We start from the raw sequence: 19,263 nt of genomic DNA, 5'->3' as shown, positions 1-19,263 counted from the left end.
GTGCCATGAGCCGAAAACCTTATCCCACAGACATGGACGATAGCGAGTGGGATTTGATTAAATCAATGATTCCAGCCGAACGGAAGCGAAAACGTGGAAAAAAGCGTGAAGTCGATATGCGAGAGGTGATCAATGCAATTTTTTACATTTTGCGCGCAGGCTGCTCGTGGCGGATGATGCCGCATGATTTACCAGCATGGCAAACTGTATACTCGTATTTTCAACGCTGGCAGCGAAAAGGCATATGGCAAAAAATCCATTCAGCATTGCGATAAGCAAAGCTTAACGCCTAAAGGCGTATCGCAGCTCAGAGAACTTGAAGGACGATCTCCAGAGCCATCTGCCGGAATTATAGACTCTCAAACAGTGAAAACGACTGAAAAAGGAGGAGTCAAGGGCTACGATGCCGGAAAAAAGATTCTTTGTCGCAAACGCCATATCCTTGTTGATACGATGGGTCTCATTTTAATGGTTGTTGTACATGCAGCTTCGATTCAAGATCGAGATGGAGCAAAGCTTGTATTCGACAAAATTTGCAATTCTTTCCCCAAATTACATTTAATTTGGGCAGATGCCGGATATGCAGGAAGACTAGTTGATTGGGTCAAATATTTTATTGGTTGTGTAATTGAGATCGTCAAACGCTCTGATGACACTTCGGGTTTTAAAGTATTGCCTCGACGTTGGATTGTAGAGCGTACACTTGCATGGCTAGGTCGCTATCGTCGTTTAAGCAAGGATTACGAATACCATCCCCAAACAAGTGAAACCATGATATACGCCGCTATGACACATCTGATGTTACGTCGATTAGGTCGTAATCATCGTTGCTCAACTGCTTAAGATTTTTTTTATAAACACTCTCTTAAATTTGTGCTCTTGTCATGAACACATAGCTCCTGCAATGCCGAAGAATTCACACAAACTGTAACGAGAGAAGCGGTTCTGCTTACACATTGCAATCAAAGCACTACGCTCAAAGTATAGCTATTGTCACATATGCATTCAAGCGCTCGCTCTGATAAGCTTGTTTTGGTGAGTCAACCAAGTCTTAAATAATGTAAAAATTGAGGTTAAACTATGGCAACAATGGGAAAATACTGCAAAGCTTACTCTCTTAAGAAATTACGTGAATTTAGCCAGTGGACAGAGCGTGCCGAAAATACAAGGAAAGAAAAGCAACTTGTTGATGGAAAAGAAGTAGAGGAGCGAAGGCTCTTAACTGACGATGACTTTCTCTATCTGCAAGAAAACTACGTAGTCACAGATGGCATCTTCAAAGACGAGAATATCATTTTTGACAATGTAACTCCCGAATGGAAAGAGTTTTGCCACAAGACCCTTGCTTTTGAGATTCCAGTTTATGAACCCGTGCAAGTCAAAGCAACAGCAGACCAAGAAAAAAGTGAGTCCTAAAATTAGGAGAAATTGTCATGAACGAGTTAGTACAACGATTGTCAGAAGGAGAACATCCTGTCGAAGCAAGCTTACGACCAGAAAAAACAGCCACTGCTTTGAAAGAATGTATTGACCGTGGATATGTTCATATCAAATTCACGAATACTAGGGGAGGGACTGATTTAGGTGTTAGACTTGACCCAGAAGCATCTAATTTCAATGAAGCTGACTTCGAGAACCAAAAGGGTCAGGTTCACCTAGTTGGTGATTTGACACTAAATTACGTGAAAGTAAGATGTATTGCAGATATTGACCTGGGGACACTGGAAGGTAAGGGACACCTTGAACCTGTGGACGTATAATATTGTTTGGAATATTAACCGCAGATGGACGCAGATAGTTTTTTAATGTATTAGCTAGGAGGGTAAATATGTATCAAGACGACAAAGAAGACACGACAATTTACAAGGTTGTGGTTAATCACGAAGAACAGTATTCTATTTGGCCTGCCGACCGAGAGAACCCTTTAGGCTGGAAGGATGTTGGTAAAAGTGGTTTGAAGCAAGAATGTTTAGATTATATCAAAGAAGTTTGGACTGACATGAGACCGCTGAGTCTTCGGAAAAAGATGGAGGAAGCAGCTCGCACTCAAGCATAACGCAAATCAGCTTGCTCATTTACTGAAGAGTCATTGGTCAAAAGTCCACAGTCGTTTGTACTTACAGCAGTTTTCACCTAAATGAACCATACCCTTTGTCAGGGCGCAATGCCTTGCGCCCCTACATCTGTGGTCTATTTACCTGAAAATAGCTGTAACTAGACAAAGGACTTTTGACCAATGACTAATGACGATCACATATTATGAACACCACACAAATATCTGACTCCTGTGTTACTTGTCCCTACCCTAACCCTCAAGCCTCCCTGCGTTTATTCTGCTTTCCCTACGCAGGGGGTAGTTCTCTGATTTTTCGTCCATGGTTTAACAGCCTACCCAAGACTGTCGAAGTTTGTCCTATCGAACTTCCTGGACGAGGAATTCTGATGAAGCTAACTCCTTTGTCACGGCTAGAACCCTTGATTGAGGATCTAGCTCCCGTCCTCCTTCCACATTTAGACAAACCATTCGCCTTCTTCGGTCATAGCATGGGTGCGCTTATTAGCTTTGAGCTTGCCCGTTTACTCCGCAGGGAATATAATATCAGTCCAATTCACCTGTTTGTATCCGGTCGTCGCGCTCCTCAAATCCCTGACCGAAAGCCACCCATCCACGCTCTAACGGAACCTGAGTTTATAGAAGAACTGCGTCGCCTCAACGGTACGCCCAAAGCAGTCCTAGAGAGTCCCGAACTGATGCAGCTACTTATCCCTATCCTGCGGGCAGATTTTGCCGCCCACGAAACTTACATTTATACCCCTGCGTCCACCCTCGACTGCCCCATCACTGCCTTTGGTGGTTTACAGGATGAAGAAGTTAGTGGCTCGGAACTCCAAGCTTGGCAAGAGCAAACAAACGCTACTTTCTCTAGGCAAATGTTTTCTGGAGACCATTTCTTTCTGCACTCAGCCCAATCACTTCTGCTACAGTCTCTTTCCCGAGAAATACACCGGATTACGAGTGAAATAAGTTGTCAATCTCCTTAACTCAGGGGTAAGAGGATGTCGGCTAAACATCTCAAGTTTTTCCAACTCACCTCATTATTCCACAAACACGTCCCAATGGTTACCAGATATCTCATCACTGGGGACAATAAAGTTGAGACAGTGCGCTACACCTTGCCGGAGCAAAGTGCGAGCAAAGGGCTTGTTTGGATTAACCAAACACAGTACTTTGAAGGCATACCAATGGATGTCTGGAACTTCCGTTTGGGAGAGTATCAGATTTGTCTTAAGTGGCTGCAATCTCACCAAGGTTGCTCTCTTTCTCGTAAAGATATTCAGCAATTTCAGCGCATTGTTGTAGTATTAGAAGAAATCATTGAGTTAATCGTAGGAATGGATACAGCCATTCAACTTAGCCAATTTAAAAACCGGAGAATTTTTGAAAAATTGCAAGTCATAGTCGCAGAGCAACTGGGGATCGAGCAGAACCAAGTCAGCTTAACATCAAATTTTGCTCTGAACTTAGGGGCAGATTCATTGGATATGTTGGAACTGGTTGTGGTTTTGGAGAAAGCTTTCAACAGTCAAATTAATGATGAAGTTGCTAAGGAGACTTCGACTGTACAAAAACTTGTCAATTATATTAGTCAGAAGGTTACTTTTTCAGAATGTGCTTCTCAGTTAGAAATTCCTAATCTGAAGTATGGCTGTGAACTGATTGATTAGATTGCATTTGCCCTAGGTCACAAATTTTATCGTTGAGCAGAATCATAAAAATGGAAGCGAGTCCTAAAGAATAGCTGGCGCATTAAATTAAGTCAACCTGTATGGCGATTGCAGAACGGCTCTTAAGAGTTTGCATGCGGAGTTTCATGATTCTCCTTACCGTCACATTTGTCGGTAGTTCTTTTCCTACTATTGCATCCGAAGAGAAGCCCGAAGACATTAAGAAACTAGAACCTCTTCAAATCGAGATGACACAACGAGACCTCAAAATTATCGAGCAGTTAGTTGCTATTGCCCAACGCAACTCTGCCTCTGTGCAGGAGACAAAAGCTGCAATGGGATTGAATGCATTTGGAGACGTCGTGTCCATAGAATTGTCATCCTATCAAACCACCTCAAATTTTACATCACCCGATGTCTCATCACGTGAACGCGGTTTATCCTTCAACGTCACAATCGATCCAATTAAACTCATCAGAACTGCTCAGCAACTAAGAGTCATAAAAGCTCGTTGGAATGAAGCCAAGCAAAAAATACGAGTCGCCGTTGTGAAATCCTACGTTGCTTATCTCCAAGCCCGTCAAGCCACAATAATTGCCGCTTACCGAATACAAAAGTTCACACAGAACCGTAGCATTGCCAGTCTCCATTCTCAAACAACCGCTCTCCAAAGTATTAATCATCTTGCCAATCCTGATTATGTTGCCGCTGCAACTCAAATGCTAAGTGCGAGCGCACAAGAACGCTTAGCATTGGAAGAACTAGCAGCCTGTGTCAGTTTATCCCCCCAAGCAATGATTACCTTTATCAACGGGCAATAGGTATTGTTGAGTACTTATACCAAAAACGGTTTAGAATCTAACTTTCCAAAAGTTGTCAAAAACTCGTAGGGGCGCAAGGGATTGCGCCCCTACAAATGCACAAACCATTCCGAGAAAGAACAGTTGTTAGCCGTTTACAGTATATACTGTAAACCTCCAACCAAACCAGTAAATTAAATAATGATAATAAGTCGTCAGAATTGGGTTAAATTTCCTCAAATTCTGTAAATTTTTATTTGTTGTCGTTTTATAAGCTTGCTTTCGGGTGTGCAAATCATTTTCAATAATCTCTATTCTGCTTGCGTAACCAGCTGCAGATTCAGTGGCGTGATGGAGTTCAAAGAAAAATCATGAAATTAAGGCAACTTGTTCCCAATCTGTTGCTGAGTGGCGCGATTGTGGTATTGGTCACATATCCTGCGAAAAGTGAGGAAATATTATCAATTAAACCGAAAAATAGTACAGAACCTATTGACAAGAGTGTGGGTTATGCTCGACAAGCACCTCTAGTGACAAAAGCGCAGCCAGTTGAGGCGACTAGAAAGATTCGGCTTTTAAGTGAGATAGAGCACCCACTCAAGAGCGCCCAAATGTTATTCGTGCTGCCTGGTGTGCCATTTTCTGTTCTGGGAACAATTGCGATTGAGTTTTAACCCAAACCCAACAGAAGTATGTACCATGAAACAACTCAAATTACGTTCCTTAGCTTTTCATCTCCACCGCTACATTGGCTTAGTTGTGGGATTACTGTTAGTGTTTGTTGGCTTAACAGGTAGTTTGTTGGTGTTTGAAGATGAAATTGACCATTTTCTGCTGAATCACCAGATGGGGTATGTGATTCCTCAAGGACAACAAATATCCTTCCCACAAGTGTTAGATACCGTTAAGGCGGCTTACAGCAATTATTCCGAACTCAAAGTTGATTTCATCCGCAAACTGCCAAAACCGGATGTTCCTTACCAGGTCATCCTTAGTTTTCCAGAAGGTGAATCTACAGAAGTTATCGTCAACCCATATACGGGTGCCATCATGGGAAGTCGCATACACGATAATACTCTCACATCGCTGGCACTCAAATTACACTACCAACTCTTAGCAGGTAAAACTGGACAGCAAATTCTTGGAGTGGTAGGTCTTCTGTTATTCTTTCTTAGTATTACGGGTATCATTCTCTGGCCTGGTTGGCTGCGGTTGATTGCTGGTTTTAAGATGAAGTTTACAGCACACCCAAAACGTGTGAATTTTGACATCCATAAAGTGATAGGTATCATAGCAGCAGCTTTTCTTGCGATTACTGGCTTCACTGGATTCTGTTTTAATTATTATGAATTTAGCCAACCGATAATTTACGCTCTCACCTTCACTCCCAATCTACCAAACCCTGTTTCCAAACCCATTGCAGGCAAAGCACCGCTGAGCCTCTCACAACTGTTGCAAAAAGCAGATATGGCTTTACCAAATGCAGTCACGACTTACGTTTTGCCACCAAAAAAACCAGAAGATGCTTTCGGAACAATCAAAAAACTGCCTCAGGAAAGCTGGAAGTATGGTCTCAGCCAGGTTTATCTCGATCAATACACTGGTGAAGTAGTAAGACTGAAAAACGCGCTGGAAGCACCATTAGGCGAAAAGATTTTGGACTCTTTTATCCCATTGCACTTCGGCACATTTGGCGGTTTACCATCCCGCGTTCTTTATGTATTCATTGGTTTTACGCCTTGGATTCTTTTTCTCAGTGGTATAGTAATGTATCGTTATCGCTATTGGAAAAAACTTAGTAGCCCCAATCGTGTTACAGAATTATCAAAGCGACTTTGAGCCTAGAGCGCCGAGATGCTGAATTGACTGACAGCGCAAAGCTAATCCTTACGATCCCATTCAACAAATAATGAATTCTAATCATTAAAATATGGGCTATTTACACAACGCTTTCAGAAAAAAATCATTCCGACTCTTATCATTTGTAGTCGGTCTTGTCTTTGCTCTAGTTATGGGGTGTCAAACTTCCGCACAAGTGGCATCCACTGAAATACTCTGGGATACTTATGGTATACCCCACATTTACGGCAAAAATGGCTCAAATGCATTTCAAGCCTTTGGTTGGGCGCAGATGCAAAGTCATGGTAACTTGCTTTTGCGTCTTTACGGACAAGCACGGGGACGCGCTGCTGAATATTGGGGAGAAGAATATCTAGAGTCAGACCGTTGGGTGTTGACTGCAGGAGTTCCAGAACGCGCTCGTTCTTGGTACTCTTTACAGAGTCCCACGTTTCGTAGCTACCTAGATGCCTTTGCTGCTGGCATTAATGCTTATGCACGGGAACATGGAGATAAGCTTGACGACGAGGTAGAAGTCGTGTTGCCAGTGAAGGGAGAAGATGTTCTAGCTCACCTTCATCGAGTCCTACATTTTACTTTTGTTGTCAATCCAGAACAGGTTGCAGGTGTTGCCAAGGAAGAATCAAAGCCAGGGTCTAATGGGTGGGCGATCGCACCCTCGCGTTCTGCAACTGGCAAGGCTATGCTACTTGCAAACCCCCACTTACCTTGGTCAGATTTATTCTTATGGTATGAAGCACAAATAACTGCTCCAGGTATTAATGCGTATGGAGCGACACTTGTTGGAATTCCGGTGTTAACGATCGCATTCAACGATAATTTGGGCTGGACTCACACCGTCAACACTTTCGATGGCTGGGATACTTACGAACTTAAACTTGTTGACAAAGGTTATCGCTTCGATAATAAAGTTCGTTCTTTTGAGACAACAACCCTTTCGGTGAAGGTCAAGCAGAAAGACGGCAGCCTACTCGACCAACCCTTAGTCGTGAAACAGTCTATACACGGACCTGTGGTGTCAGAAAAAGACGGCAAAGCCATAGCATTGCGCGTTGTTGGTCTTGACCGACCTGGTGTGTTGGAGCAGTGGTGGGATATGGCACGCTCTCAAAACCTCAAACAATTTGAAACTGCCCTCCAACGCCTGCAACTGCCTATGTTCACGGTGATGTATGCAGATAGAGATGGACATATCATGCATCTGTTCAACGGTCAAGTTCCTATTCGCAAAAAGGGCGATTTTGAATATTGGCAAGGAATTATTCCCGGTGACACTTCTAAAACGTTATGGACAAAAATTCATCCCTACAAAGATTTGCCACGTATTGTCGATCCACAAAGTGGTTGGTTACAAAACACGAATGACCCACCATGGACTACAACATTTCCCACCGCTATTAAAGCAGATGACTACCCTTCCTACATAGCACCTCGCTTCATGGATTTTCGAGCTCAACGTTCGACCCGGATGCTCTTTGAGGATGACAAAATCACGTTCGATGAAATGGTGGAATACAAACATTCGACTCGCATGGAACTGGCAGATCGGATACTGGATGACCTCATTCCTGCGGCTCGGAAGCAAGGAAGTGAATTAGCACTCCGAGCCGCCGAAGTTTTAGAATTCTGGGATCGACAAGCAAATGCAGATAGCAAAGGCGCAGTCCTTTTCGCTGCTTGGGCAGAACAGATTGACTGGGATAAAACCTTTAGCAAACCCTGGAATGAAAACTTTCCACTCACCACTCCTGACGGTTTAGCCGATCCCAAGAGTGCCGTCGCAACACTAGAAGCTGTTGCTGCCAAAGTGGAAAAGACATACGGGTCGCTAGATGTAGCTTGGGGAGATGTTTTTCGGCTAGTGGTAAGCAACAAAAATTTGCCTGCTAATGGTGGTTCGGGAAATCTCGGTATTTTCCGCGCCCTTGATTTTGCGCCTGCTTCAGAAGATCGCTTTCAAGCCGTCGCGGGTGATTCCTTTGTTGCTGCAATTGAATTTTCGCAACCAGTACGAGCAATGGCGCTCACTAGCTATGGCAATGCCACTCAACCAGGTTCACCTCATGTAGGCGACCAGTTAGCAATATTTGTCAATAAACAATTGCGTCCGGTGTGGCGCGAGCGTCAAGAGATCCTTGCCCATTTAGAAGAGCGCAAGATGTTTTAAATCGGACATTGACATTGGTCAATTTTAAAATAAGCTTGTGCGATCGCATTTCAAGAGCGCGATCGCACAATTGTTTATAACTGCCTACCCACTTATTGCCCATTGATGACCGCAATCATTGCCTGATGACATAAGCCAACACAAGCTGCCAGTTCTTCCAATGCCAGTCGTTCGCGAGCACTTGTATTGGGTAGTGAGTAGCAGGCGACCAGAAAACCGGGTTAAGCTCGAAAACCAAATCTAGTAAGGATTCAACCGTTAGCCTAAGCAGTTGATTTTTAACTTAATCTCGTAACTACCCAACGATACAATAATGTTTTAAGCGTTTGATTACTTTAATAGTACTTATGTAACATAGCTTATCCCGGTTTTCTGCGCGAATGCTACTCACACCCCTATTTAATTGAGCCAGCTATACCAGAAGACCTCCCAAAAATTATGCATTGGATTAACTGGTATACCGCCATGTGTTTTAATCGAATGCTGAATAGAACTGGTCATTTTTGGGAAAAGCGATATCACAGTAGCGGATTTGAAAAGAGCGATTATACTAGAGCATTAAATACCCTCAGGTATATTCATTGTAATCCTAAAGCATCGGGAATGCAGTCAGGATTTTTTTATGATTTCAGTAACTACGGAATGCACGATAGGCTAACTGATGATGGTATCACCCAATGGCATCCAGCATTTTTATCTTTGGGGAAATCATTAGAAGAATGCGCCGCTAAATATCGGGGATTTTGTAAAAAATATAAACCACAACCGAAAACAGAAAAGAGTTATCACTGGGGAAGTAAATTGTTGCCCAAAGTGATAAAGGAAAAGGGGAAGAAGAAAAAGACATCGCCAGGGCAGATGCGATTACCTTGGGATGATTGGGAACCTTTTACCACAGAAGTTCAAGCAGTGGCAGAAAAGTTTGTCATGGCAAACTGTTATGACCCTAAAGTAGCTGCACAGTTGTTTGATAATTTTTAATGAGCGGTGCCAGGTATCGAAATTGGTGAAATGCTTATGTTTTCGTAGAAAGTGCTTTTGGAAAAATATTGTTACAAACGACTGTAAGGCTTATCTGCTATAGTATTTGGGCAGACAAATTAATTTGTTTTCGTTTTGGTTTTGTTCTGACTATTGTTCAATGATATTCTCGATAGTTAGTTATAATGTTATACTTAAAATTAAACTTCTTTTTCTTCTCTTCCTCCAATCTTTTCTCCAAGCCATCCCAACAACCAAAATTCATCGGAAACCCCTTAAGCACGAATGCAAACGCCAGTGCTGGGAGGTGTCCAATACGAGAATTGTGAACATCATAGCTTAATTCATCTTCACCCAACCATCTTCCTGCTTTTTGCCAACCCACCTCAATACTAAAGTCTTCAAATATTTTCTTTTTATATTCTAATCTACCACCTTTTTTTTGATAAATAGACTTTTGAATACTAAAACCAATGCGCCCATTGCTAGCATTCACCCACAGATCGTCAATGATGCCGAAGTCTTCTTCATTCAAAGAACCTTCTGCTGACATATTGGCTATTATCATAGCTGTTTCCAAATCAGCTTCTTTCCATTTTCCGTTCCACAAATAATCAGCCAATTCATTGTATTTTAATGGTATTGATTGTCTAACTAAACGAATTCCACTTTTTGAAAGCTGTTGCTTATCACGGAGAGGATGATCCGTTCTTTCTTTTTCCGTTGGGAGTCTATAATATGCTGAAAATTCCCCTTGCTGATTACCAAATCCTTGACTTTTTAGCCAAGCACAAAATTTATGTGCGTTTTCCCAACTGATTCCTATAATCGTTTTTTTGGCATCTCCGGCAGCAAATCTTAATCTCGGTATGTGTTGAGGTTGACTAGACTCTCCTGTTTCATCAAGAAAAAGTTGATATTCTGCACAAGTTATGTAACTATTATCAATTTCTAATTGTTCATCCAACCGGAACATATTTTTTAATCGACGTGCTAATCTTACCTGAGATGCTAATTTAAATATCTCAGGATTGGTTGATTCTAATCCTTCTTCAAGCCTTTGTATCAAATTTTCTTGAACATCTGAATCGGCTCCTAAACACTCTTCTTTACAATCATAAGCAAGTGCCATAATCTCAACTGATGGAGATGGGAACGCTAAAAATGCACGAAGAAGTTCAGTGGCATTACTCTGAGCCGCATAAAGACGAATAGTTTCAGCCCACCAAGAATCATTAATATTTGCGATTAATAAATCTTCCTGTTTAGATTCTTTAATTTCAACGGCTGCTAAATATTCCTGAAAGCTTAAATGAGCAAACTCGTATTCGTTTAACTCCTTCTCCACTAACAGTCCACTAACATCACGAATCTGTTTGAAAAAATCTTCTGGTCTTAACCCTTTACCAGCTACAGTTGCTAACCTGTTTTCTATCCAATGGATTCCCTGAGGCATATCAAATTTTTTAGTATTTTCCTGCATTAATTTCAATGCTAATACTTGCAATACAGCCTGCTTTTGGGTAGCTATTAGTGGATCTGGTATTTTCTTAGCTCTCTGTCGTTTTTCTAATAAAACTTGACAAATTTCTTTGTAAAGGTCTACCCGTTTTCCTGGCAAGGCACTACCACGCCGATGAACCGTGGCAATCATCGTCAATAGTAAAGGATTTACCGCCATCGCTGCGATAGAAGGGGTCTTGTTAATCCGATTAATTAAATCTTCAGATTGTTGTCTGGCATCTTCCTGCACTCCCAAATCATATTGTCCAGCACGACTCCGAATCTCTGTTTCTAAATACCAGCTACGAATGAAATATTGAATTTGTAACAAGTTGAAGGGTTGCACTTCTAAGACTGTTACCTGTTGTTGTAATGGTGCAGTTTTGTAGCCAAAAGGTCGAGAAGTTAAGATAAAAGCAGTATTGGGATATGCCTCTATTTGTTCATCTACCCAATCCCGCACTTTTTCACGCTCTTGTTCATTCGCCACTTCATCCAACCCATCCAGCATTACCAAACATTGGTTTTTCTCTAGTTTATTTTTAAACCAATTATCAGGTGGGTTAAGTGGTTTTATCTTTCGTTGCTGCTTTACATATTCAGTAATTAACGTTGCTAAAGGTGTTTTTTTAGCAACAATTTCTTGATGTACATCTTTAAAATATAATAAAATGGGAATTAGCTTTGGTGGTTGTGGATGTACTTTTCGGTCTTGCTGAGTTGCATAAATGAGAGTTAAATGTCTCAGAAGAGTCGTTTTCCCCGAACCAGGTGCGCCCAGTATTACCAGAGGTCGAAATATAGAACCGTGACTTGTAGCTGCTAAAAAATCCCAAATTTGCTTTTCTTTATGATTCTTTGCTTCACTCTGCAACTGTGACTGTGGAATAATTAATGAGTTTGCCAATACAGCATCTTTGGCGCTAATCTTAAGTGGTACAAAAACGTTGTACAAGTTTAGAATACTGTCTTTATCTAATCCCTGTGTTTCATAGTCCCGGCATTTTTCGTATAAAGCTTGGTAATATTCACGCTTAAATGGTGAGGTTAATTCTGACCACCAGTCTTCGACTTTACTCTTGAACAAAGCTGCAACGCTAACTGCTCCCTGCCTTTGCCATTCACTCCAAATAGTTGAGACTTCACGTATTAACTGCTTGAAAAACTCTTGAGCAGCAATTAAAAGTATTACAATACCAGTTAAAAACAAAGACACAATTGCAGCAATTGATTGCTGTTTAAGAATAAAATGAACTGTAGTAAAAAGCCCCACACCAGGGAAAAGCCATACCAACCACTTTCGCCATGATAGTGGTAGAATTAACACAGGTGGTAATATCGCCCCTAACCCAAACAATATCATTGATACATAAGAAAAAGCTGTAGTCAATTCTGCTGGTACTAGCTTGAGAGAAAGCGGTACAGCTAGTATTACACCTCCTAGCAAGGGTAACAAACCACCAACCCAATTATTTTGATTTATAGATGACGTTGAATTTTGCTGAGCATTACTAGATAGTAAGGTAATAATAAACTGTACTACTATACATATAACCGTCAAGCTAATTATTACAGAAGGGGAAATGTTTTCTGGTTTGCTAGGCAATTGATTAATCAGCCAACCCAAGACACCATTGCTTGATATCAATAACAGCGGTAGCAGCCAAGCATTGATAAATTTTTGCATAGGATCTAGGCAAGTAACTAAGCGTGTATATTAAGCCTAATATTGTATAAGTGCAAGTAAAACTCTATTATGCACTTACGGGAAAGTAGCAGATACCGTTGCAAGCGTGACCCAAAAACTGGCTATTTTTAACATGAAGGGAGGGGTGGCGAAATCGACTACCGCTTACAACTTGGCTGTGGGTCTGGTCAAGTTTAAAAAGAGAAGGGTGTTGCTTGTAGATATCGACCCGCAAGGAAATGCTAGTGCAGCCTTGGGGATTCCCATTTGGCAGTTAGATTTTCAGCTAAAGGATGTTTTGCAGCACAAGACACCGATAGCACAAGTGGTGGTTACAACTGATAGCGGTGTAGATGTGGTGCCATCTAACATTTTGCTGGCAGAAGAGGAAATCCCAATATCCGGTCGTCCTGGTCGGGAGATGCTACTCAAAAAAGCGATCACACCCGTACTGAGCCAATATGATTTTGTGCTAATAGATGGAATCTATGCACGACTGTGCCTTCATACAATTTTTTGTTCGCAATCAAAAAAACTCAAATAAAAAATTAATCAATAAAAGGTGTTTTTGAACAAATAACTTCACCTCATCACTGCGATCGAAATCACACCATAATATGATTTTATGTGTTCTAAAAAATAACAACAAAGTTATTAGCTTTTAAAAAAGCTTTTGTAGAAATTATTTATAAAGTTAACTTTAAACTTGATGTCAGTAGTCCAAAATTAGCTTTACAATTGCCACCTAACCCTTAAGTTTTTACTTAGCATTAATTTGACAAAAGCAAAAACAGTGATTTCACTTAAACAATGAGGGTTATATTTAATGAAAAAAAAATAAAATTCAGAAAGCCTTATTTTTAGTGGCAAAATGGTGACTGATGTGAACTAATCTTTATATTTTTGAAAAAATATTTTGTTTTTATACTAGGAAAAAATATTAAAAATGCTACATTAGTTTTATGAAGCTAGCTTTATTTTATACATTCTTTTTAAAGATTTATATGAAATTCATGTAAATCCGGAAATAGTATCTGCATAATTAATTTAGGCGAGTTACCCGCTTAATAAATCAGAACGGACTCCCTTTTCTCAGAAACTACTATTAAATGTCATCATGATTCTCTATTCACTAGCCCTGCTTTACCAATGACTACTACAAGCCTAAAAGGTTTTTGAGATGAACACGAATCTATTAATACAATCTTGAAAGTCATTATGGACTCTAGTTAATAAAAACTCCGCCATGAATTACGCATTCAGCAGATCAACTCCAAGGCAGAGCCCAGTTTCGTATATAATTTGAGATTAACACACTCACTCTTCGTCTCAAGCCTTTGTGAGTAGACTGCTCTCAATCTTTACTTTTCATACAAAAATCTTAAAGGAATTGTGAGCATCCATGACTACTGATTTCTCTCGCCAAAGGTTAAATGGAAAAATCTGGCAAAATCAAATTCTTAGCCATTACTCCTTCATAGAAGCACAGTTAATAGGGTGCGACTTTAGCAATTGCGACTTGCAGGAGTCAAATTTCCAAAATGCTAAGCTTGCTCAAGCAAACTTAAGTAATGCAAATATGCGTGGTGCTGATTTTTTTAGCACAGATATGAGAAGGGTTAACCTACGTGGTGCTGACCTTCATGGTTGCGATTTCCAAAAAGCTGATTTTACGGGTACCGACTTAACTGACGTTAACTTTGATGGGGCAATCGTGCGGGAAGCTTTATTCAGCAAATGTACTGGGTTAACAAGAGAAACAAAACACACTCTGAAAGCTGAAGGTCCAATTTCGGGTTTTCCCATCCATTAAATGTTAAGAAATATTTCGCCAACAGTGTCAACCTACTGTGTACCACGAACATTTGGCAACTCGCCAGTTAAAACGCTAATAGCCAAAACACAGCCTGAAGAACTCGTTCCGGGTAATTAATACTTCATTTCATTAAGCACAATAGTACCACGAGCGATGTTTAGTCGAATACAATTTTCTCAAAAAACAACATTTAGCATCTACCAAAAGATAGACTAGTCTATGAAAACCCAGGCAATTACTGACGGATTAACAGCGAATATTTATTAAGAGTCTCTTGATAATTGCTACAGACTTGTATTAATATAGAATGGTGAAATAACTGGAAAAATTGCCATCACGCAAACAGACTCAATTTTGCGGTCTTGTAATCAACACATAGAACCAGCAATGCCGAAGAATTCACATCAACTGTAACAACAGAAGCGGTTCTGCTTACACACATTGCAATCAAAGCACTACGTTCAAAGTATAGCTATTGTCACATATGCATTCAAGCGATCGCTCTGATAAGTTTGTTTTGGTGAGTCATATCATGTCCGGTTGATTACCCATAATTACCGCATCACGTAGAGACGCGATTAATCGCGTCTCTACAATGATTTTATTATGGTTATGCTTCCGGACATGATATCAACCAAGTCTTAAATAATGTAAAAATTGAGGTTAAACTATGGCAACAATGGAAAAATACTGCAAAGCTTACTCTCTTAAGAAATTACGTGAATTTAGCCAGTGGACAGAGCGTACCGAAAATACAAGGAAAGAAAAGCAACTTGTTGATGGAAAAGAAGTAGAGGAGCGAAGGCTCTTAACTGACGATGACTTTCTCTATCTGCAAGAAAACTACGTAGTCACAGATGGCATCTTCAAAGACGAGAATATCATTTTTGACAATGTAACTCCCGAATGGAAAGAGTTTTGCCACAAGACCCTTGCTTTTGAGATACCAGTTTATGAACCAGTGCAAGTCAAAGCAACAGCAGGTCAAGAAAAAAGTGAGTCCTGAAATTAGGAGAAATTGTCATGAACGAGTTAGTACAACGATTGTCAGAAGGAGAACATCCTGTCGAAGCTAGCATACGACCAGAAAAAACAGCCACCGCTTTGAAAGAGTGTATTGACCGTGGATATGTTCATATCAAATTCACGAATACTAGGGGAGGTACTGATTTAGGTGTTAGACTTGACCCAAAAGCATCTAATTTCAATGAAGCTGACTTCGAGAACCAAAAGGGTCAGGTTCACCTAGTTGGTGATTTGACACTAAATTACGTGAAAGTAAGATGTATTGCAGATATTGACCTGGGGACACTGGAAGGTAAGGGACACCTTGAACCTGTGGACGTATAATATTGTTTGGAATATTAACCGCAGATGGACGCAGATAGTTTTTTAATGTATTAGCTAGGAGGGTAAATATGTATCAAGACGACAAAGAAGACACGACAATTTACAAGGTTGTGGTTAATCACGAAGAACAGTATTCTATTTGGCCTGCCGACCGAGAGAACCCTTTAGGCTGGAAGGATGTTGGTAAAAGTGGTTTGAAGCAAGAATGTCTCGATTATATCAAAGAAGTTTGGACTGACATGAGACCGCTGAGTCTTCGGAAAAAGATGGAGTCAGCTGCTCGCAGTCAGGCATAACGCAAATAAGCTTGTACATTCACCCAAGAGTCATTAGTCATTGGTCATTAGTCCTTTGTCTAGTATAAGTACAAACGACAAAGGACTAATGACAATTGACTAATGACGATCGCATATTATGAACACCACACAAATATCTGACTCCTGTGTTACTTGTCCCTACCCTAACCCTTACATCTTTATCTGCAGATGTCAAGTCGCTTCGCTCCAATTCGTAATTCGTAGTTGTACTTTATAATTACGAATTACGAATTACGAACTACGAATTACGAATTATTCTGTCACTGGTCACTGTTACACCAGCTTAACAGCATACAACCTGCCACTAGCTTGACTGCTTCTAGCACCCAATAACCAGCGTGTAACAAGTTCATACCTGCTGGAGTCTCAAAAACAGTCTCAAAGATATTCAATTGAATACCAATAGCAGACATTTGTGGGGTCAAGAAATAAGTATCCACTAAAGCTACAGCTAGTAGTAACACTGATAATACAATTGAACGCAAACGCCACGTAGATTGGGTATTGCACAAAGCCAATACACTAGCTAACACCAGGCTTGCACACAGTAACTCAATGCGATTAAAATTCCAGAAGATTGCATAACCAGCTGATGCAAAACTGGGCTGAGCCATCATGCCAGTTACATATAAGCTAGGCATAATTACCCAGCTTAAAACTAGGCTAGCACTGAGCCAGAAACCCAATGTCAGCATAGCAACAGCCTGCCAAATGGGTCGTTTCAGTTCGACATGAGAAATAGCGTTCATAGAAAAATTGCATATGTTTATACTTACAGTGTCTATCCTAACAAAGGATTTTGACAACAAGTATCAATTATCTTTAACAATCATTTGCAATCTGACAAAGAATTGAGCCTTGCCCTAAGTTAAACCGTAATTTCTCTGATGAAATTCTTAATGATATTTACATCTTGTTAAGAAGAATCAAGAAGTTGCTAAATGCTATCATATTAAGTGTATGTAAAATTTCTTATAAAACAGGGTGTAGAGCCTGTCCTCTCTTTGAAGTTTAAAAAGCAATGCGCGTCGCATATTTACTTAGTACAGCAATTGCTTGTACTCTAGCAATCGGTAATTATCCCCCTCACTTGAGTCAAGCTGTCCAGTTGCGAGACGGTAAGGTTTACTTTACTCAACCACCCCGCCTAGAAGAGGTAGTGACAACTTATAAGGATGTTTATGTGTGGGGTGCAACATACTACTTCACTGTCAGCGTACCGGAAACTGCTGGCGAACCACTGCAAAAGATCGCAATTAATCAACGAGAAGGAGCGGATTACATACGCTTCGATCTCAAAGACAGTAAAGCCTTTGAAGGAACTCGTTCCGAACGAGGACAACAGATAGGACTCAAAGATACCACTAGCGATCGCAAAACAAAAACAGTTTCCCTTACCTTCGATCCACCTTTGCCTCCAGGTAAAATTGTGACTATAGGCTTGAAGCCGAGAAGAAATCCATCGGTTGCAGGAGTTTATCTGTTTGGAGTCACAGCATTCCCACCAGGAGAGAAGGCACACGGTCAATTTCTCGGTTATGGAAGGTTACAATTTTATAACTTTTCTAATTCCATATTTCCATGGTATTGACAGCCAGCAGTGACTAGTAACCAGTTAGCAGTGACCAGTTGACCAGTGAACAGTGACCAATAACCTACGCACTGTGCAAATTGACTATGGTATGCACTAACGAATAATAGTCGTTTCGAGTTGTAGGGGCGCAAGGCCTTGCGCCCCTGCGGTAGGTCGTCATGTTGGTTTTCATTCGTTGAAAAATCAAACGTTGAAGCGCTAAAAACCCTTGCCTCATATCAATACCTTTGCCAAAATAAAAGCCTACAAAAATTTTGGCAAAAACTGACAAAATTTTCCATATGTAAGTGTTTAGCTGACAAGAGAGCTTGGACTGTCAAAACCTTTATACTGCGGTCGATACGTTAAAAATACCTTGTGAGAAACCTAAAAGGAATTTTTTTAGGACTTATTGTTTTTGCCAACTCTCAGAGAACAGCGAGTTGATATTGAAAGCGTCATCAACTCACCCTCGTAAATTGGCAAAGGTATTGATGTTGTAACAGTATTTTTCACTCTTACATGAGTGTACCTACTAAATGGATTAATCAACTCAAATTCTTGCCTCAAAAAACAGTATTCACAGAGTCAGAGTTTAATTCTTTGCTGGATACATATTTGAACCAACTAGGTTCTCAACATCGGACTCGTGTATTAGAAGCACTACTCGATTGCTTTTTATCATCAGCAAACTGACTACCCAATAGGTAAGGATTCAGGTGTAAACAAGAGGCAAGCAGGGTTCGCTAGTGGGATGCTCTTGATGCAGGGGGAGATGAGCTGGGGGAGCAGAGGGAGATGAATGATTCATCAACTTGGTTGATGGATGAATAATTGTCAAGATTCAGTTCAGGGGGTATTGACAAGTGTGACATAGGCGGGGGAGCATCATTAGGTATGGAAAAAAACCAGCCGCCAAAAATAGATAGTAATATTCGGCAGTATAGCCGTTACGCTTCGCGTATCGCACCGCTGACGCACGAGGATATTCCCACTCTCTTCTCTCACTCATACCTCTGCCCACTTGCTCCCAATACTGCCCTAGTTGGCGTTCGCGAAGCGGAAGGGAGGCAATCGCCCTTCTACCCCCCGATCGCTTACGATGCATATGGTGACTTCTAATTTTTTTGAGCTACCCCAACTTATTGAGCGGATACGTTAATTGTTTATCTAAAAAATTATCATCAAAATTCAACTTTTCTCACAGACGATTGGCGACTACCAACACTCAAGAAAGGCTGCGAAACGGACTTTACTGATGTCAATGTTCTATGAAGGAGTAAAGCACTTAGGTTAGCGTTCAAACTTTTTCACTCCCAGAGAGCCATGACTCCATCTCAAGGGGTTGTTGCCAACTAAACATGAGTACTATAAAACTATCAAGTTGCCGATCGTTTAACTGTTCGAGTTGACTGAGTATCTGTGGCGTGAGAACCTCAGCCCCAAACTTAGCTCGAATTATAGTACTTGCCGACTCAATCTT

The 19,263-nt window shown here is 40.8% G+C and carries 19 protein-coding genes and 2 pseudogenes; 18 read left to right on the top strand and 3 right to left on the bottom strand.

The features are described from left to right. Positions 1 to 5: 5 nt before the first annotated feature. From F7734_RS30685 to F7734_RS30635, 11 genes and pseudogenes are all read left to right on the top strand, one after another. Positions 6 to 843: pseudogene (locus F7734_RS30685) on the top strand (IS5 family transposase). A 237-nt stretch (positions 844 to 1,080) separates the two neighbouring features. Further along, positions 1,081 to 1,416: a hypothetical protein gene (locus F7734_RS30680; RefSeq protein ID WP_155748352.1), complete on the top strand. Its 336-nt coding sequence runs from the start codon at positions 1,081 to 1,083 to the stop codon at positions 1,414 to 1,416. A gap of 17 nt (positions 1,417 to 1,433) precedes the next feature. Next, positions 1,434 to 1,760 carry an MbtH domain protein gene (locus F7734_RS30675; protein WP_155748351.1) on the top strand — a complete coding sequence of 109 codons (327 nt, stop codon included), beginning with the start codon at positions 1,434 to 1,436 and terminating at the stop codon, positions 1,758 to 1,760. Between the two features lie 68 nt (positions 1,761 to 1,828). Next, positions 1,829 to 2,056 (top strand): MbtH family protein, encoded by a 228-nt coding sequence (locus tag F7734_RS30670; RefSeq protein WP_155748350.1) that lies wholly within the window; start codon positions 1,829 to 1,831, stop codon positions 2,054 to 2,056. A 203-nt stretch (positions 2,057 to 2,259) separates the two neighbouring features. Next, entirely contained in the window at positions 2,260 to 3,042 is a 783-nt protein-coding gene (locus F7734_RS30665; RefSeq protein WP_155748349.1) for a thioesterase II family protein, read from the top strand. 15 nt (positions 3,043 to 3,057) lie between these two features. Beyond that, positions 3,058 to 3,726: an acyl carrier protein gene (gene acpP / locus F7734_RS60925; protein ID WP_166482252.1), complete on the top strand. Its 669-nt coding sequence runs from the start codon at positions 3,058 to 3,060 to the stop codon at positions 3,724 to 3,726. A gap of 101 nt (positions 3,727 to 3,827) precedes the next feature. After that, positions 3,828 to 4,547: a hypothetical protein gene (locus F7734_RS30655; protein WP_155748348.1), complete on the top strand. Its 720-nt coding sequence runs from the start codon at positions 3,828 to 3,830 to the stop codon at positions 4,545 to 4,547. 350 nt (positions 4,548 to 4,897) lie between these two features. Further along, positions 4,898 to 5,200: a hypothetical protein gene (locus F7734_RS30650; RefSeq protein WP_207714251.1), complete on the top strand. Its 303-nt coding sequence runs from the start codon at positions 4,898 to 4,900 to the stop codon at positions 5,198 to 5,200. Between the two features lie 25 nt (positions 5,201 to 5,225). Next, positions 5,226 to 6,365: a PepSY-associated TM helix domain-containing protein gene (locus F7734_RS30645; RefSeq protein ID WP_155748347.1), complete on the top strand. Its 1,140-nt coding sequence runs from the start codon at positions 5,226 to 5,228 to the stop codon at positions 6,363 to 6,365. A gap of 91 nt (positions 6,366 to 6,456) precedes the next feature. Then, positions 6,457 to 8,553: an acylase gene (locus F7734_RS30640; RefSeq protein ID WP_155748346.1), complete on the top strand. Its 2,097-nt coding sequence runs from the start codon at positions 6,457 to 6,459 to the stop codon at positions 8,551 to 8,553. A 480-nt stretch (positions 8,554 to 9,033) separates the two neighbouring features. Beyond that, on the top strand, positions 9,034 to 9,534 hold the full coding sequence (locus tag F7734_RS30635) for a transposase (protein ID WP_347566311.1): 501 nt from the start codon (positions 9,034 to 9,036) through the stop codon (positions 9,532 to 9,534). A gap of 157 nt (positions 9,535 to 9,691) precedes the next feature. On the opposite strand, the gene F7734_RS30630 is transcribed toward F7734_RS30635, so the two are convergent. Further along, the gene (locus F7734_RS30630; protein ID WP_155748344.1) at positions 9,692 to 12,724 is read right to left on the bottom strand and encodes a GUN4 domain-containing protein; all 3,033 of its coding nucleotides are present in this window, start codon (positions 12,722 to 12,724) and stop codon (positions 9,692 to 9,694) included. Positions 12,725 to 12,830: 106 nt separating this feature from the next. Here F7734_RS30630 and F7734_RS30625 point away from each other — a divergent pair, with 106 nt between their 5' ends. The 5 genes from F7734_RS30625 to F7734_RS30605 all read left to right on the top strand — a co-directional run bounded on the left by F7734_RS30625 (position 12,831) and on the right by F7734_RS30605 (position 16,186). Then, complete coding sequence (locus F7734_RS30625) at positions 12,831 to 13,268, top strand: AAA family ATPase (RefSeq protein WP_166482251.1); 438 nt, start codon at positions 12,831 to 12,833, stop codon at positions 13,266 to 13,268. A gap of 858 nt (positions 13,269 to 14,126) precedes the next feature. Beyond that, complete coding sequence (locus tag F7734_RS30620) at positions 14,127 to 14,537, top strand: pentapeptide repeat-containing protein (protein WP_155748343.1); 411 nt, start codon at positions 14,127 to 14,129, stop codon at positions 14,535 to 14,537. A 673-nt stretch (positions 14,538 to 15,210) separates the two neighbouring features. Then, complete coding sequence (locus tag F7734_RS30615) at positions 15,211 to 15,546, top strand: hypothetical protein (RefSeq protein WP_155748342.1); 336 nt, start codon at positions 15,211 to 15,213, stop codon at positions 15,544 to 15,546. Positions 15,547 to 15,563: 17 nt separating this feature from the next. Next, the gene (locus F7734_RS30610) at positions 15,564 to 15,890 is read left to right on the top strand and encodes an MbtH domain protein (RefSeq protein WP_155748341.1); all 327 of its coding nucleotides are present in this window, start codon (positions 15,564 to 15,566) and stop codon (positions 15,888 to 15,890) included. A gap of 68 nt (positions 15,891 to 15,958) precedes the next feature. Then, the gene (locus F7734_RS30605) at positions 15,959 to 16,186 is read left to right on the top strand and encodes an MbtH family protein (protein WP_155748340.1); all 228 of its coding nucleotides are present in this window, start codon (positions 15,959 to 15,961) and stop codon (positions 16,184 to 16,186) included. A gap of 281 nt (positions 16,187 to 16,467) precedes the next feature. Here F7734_RS30605 and F7734_RS30600 read toward each other — a convergent pair whose 3' ends face one another. Next, positions 16,468 to 16,956 (bottom strand): DUF4149 domain-containing protein, encoded by a 489-nt coding sequence (locus F7734_RS30600; protein ID WP_155748339.1) that lies wholly within the window; start codon positions 16,954 to 16,956, stop codon positions 16,468 to 16,470. Positions 16,957 to 17,228: 272 nt separating this feature from the next. Between F7734_RS30600 and F7734_RS30595 the strand changes: the two genes are divergently transcribed. After that, entirely contained in the window at positions 17,229 to 17,798 is a 570-nt protein-coding gene (locus tag F7734_RS30595) for a DUF2808 domain-containing protein (protein WP_155748338.1), read from the top strand. An 816-nt stretch (positions 17,799 to 18,614) separates the two neighbouring features. Further along, on the top strand, positions 18,615 to 18,902 hold the full coding sequence (locus F7734_RS30590; RefSeq protein ID WP_155748337.1) for a hypothetical protein: 288 nt from the start codon (positions 18,615 to 18,617) through the stop codon (positions 18,900 to 18,902). 178 nt (positions 18,903 to 19,080) lie between these two features. On the opposite strand, the pseudogene F7734_RS60920 reads toward F7734_RS30590, so the two are convergent. Further along, positions 19,081 to 19,263, bottom strand: a pseudogene (locus F7734_RS60920) (hypothetical protein); the annotation flags it as partial.

The sequence above is a fragment of the Scytonema sp. UIC 10036 genome, from assembly GCF_009725235.1.
This window is presented reverse-complemented; position numbering and strand designations above follow the sequence as displayed.

Excerpts from the sequence above, each read along its gene's own strand:
- F7734_RS30680 (WP_155748352.1), top strand. The coding sequence starts at position 1,081 with ATGGCAACAATGGGAAAATACTGCAAAGCTTACTCTCTTAAGAAATTA.
- F7734_RS30595 (WP_155748338.1), top strand. The coding sequence starts at position 17,229 with ATGCGCGTCGCATATTTACTTAGTACAGCAATTGCTTGTACTCTAGCA.
- F7734_RS30605 (WP_155748340.1), top strand. The coding sequence starts at position 15,959 with ATGTATCAAGACGACAAAGAAGACACGACAATTTACAAGGTTGTGGTT.
- F7734_RS30620 (WP_155748343.1), top strand. The coding sequence starts at position 14,127 with ATGACTACTGATTTCTCTCGCCAAAGGTTAAATGGAAAAATCTGGCAA.
- F7734_RS30655 (WP_155748348.1), top strand. The coding sequence starts at position 3,828 with ATGGCGATTGCAGAACGGCTCTTAAGAGTTTGCATGCGGAGTTTCATG.
- F7734_RS30610 (WP_155748341.1), top strand. The coding sequence starts at position 15,564 with ATGAACGAGTTAGTACAACGATTGTCAGAAGGAGAACATCCTGTCGAA.
- F7734_RS30630 (WP_155748344.1), bottom strand. The coding sequence starts at position 12,724 with ATGCAAAAATTTATCAATGCTTGGCTGCTACCGCTGTTATTGATATCA.
- F7734_RS30675 (WP_155748351.1), top strand. The coding sequence starts at position 1,434 with ATGAACGAGTTAGTACAACGATTGTCAGAAGGAGAACATCCTGTCGAA.
- F7734_RS30635 (WP_347566311.1), top strand. The coding sequence starts at position 9,034 with ATGCTGAATAGAACTGGTCATTTTTGGGAAAAGCGATATCACAGTAGC.
- F7734_RS30670 (WP_155748350.1), top strand. The coding sequence starts at position 1,829 with ATGTATCAAGACGACAAAGAAGACACGACAATTTACAAGGTTGTGGTT.
- F7734_RS30665 (WP_155748349.1), top strand. The coding sequence starts at position 2,260 with ATGAACACCACACAAATATCTGACTCCTGTGTTACTTGTCCCTACCCT.
- F7734_RS30640 (WP_155748346.1), top strand. The coding sequence starts at position 6,457 with ATGGGCTATTTACACAACGCTTTCAGAAAAAAATCATTCCGACTCTTA.
- F7734_RS30645 (WP_155748347.1), top strand. The coding sequence starts at position 5,226 with ATGAAACAACTCAAATTACGTTCCTTAGCTTTTCATCTCCACCGCTAC.
- acpP (WP_166482252.1), top strand. The coding sequence starts at position 3,058 with ATGTCGGCTAAACATCTCAAGTTTTTCCAACTCACCTCATTATTCCAC.
- F7734_RS30600 (WP_155748339.1), bottom strand. The coding sequence starts at position 16,956 with ATGAACGCTATTTCTCATGTCGAACTGAAACGACCCATTTGGCAGGCT.
- F7734_RS30650 (WP_207714251.1), top strand. The coding sequence starts at position 4,898 with ATGAAATTAAGGCAACTTGTTCCCAATCTGTTGCTGAGTGGCGCGATT.
- F7734_RS30615 (WP_155748342.1), top strand. The coding sequence starts at position 15,211 with ATGGCAACAATGGAAAAATACTGCAAAGCTTACTCTCTTAAGAAATTA.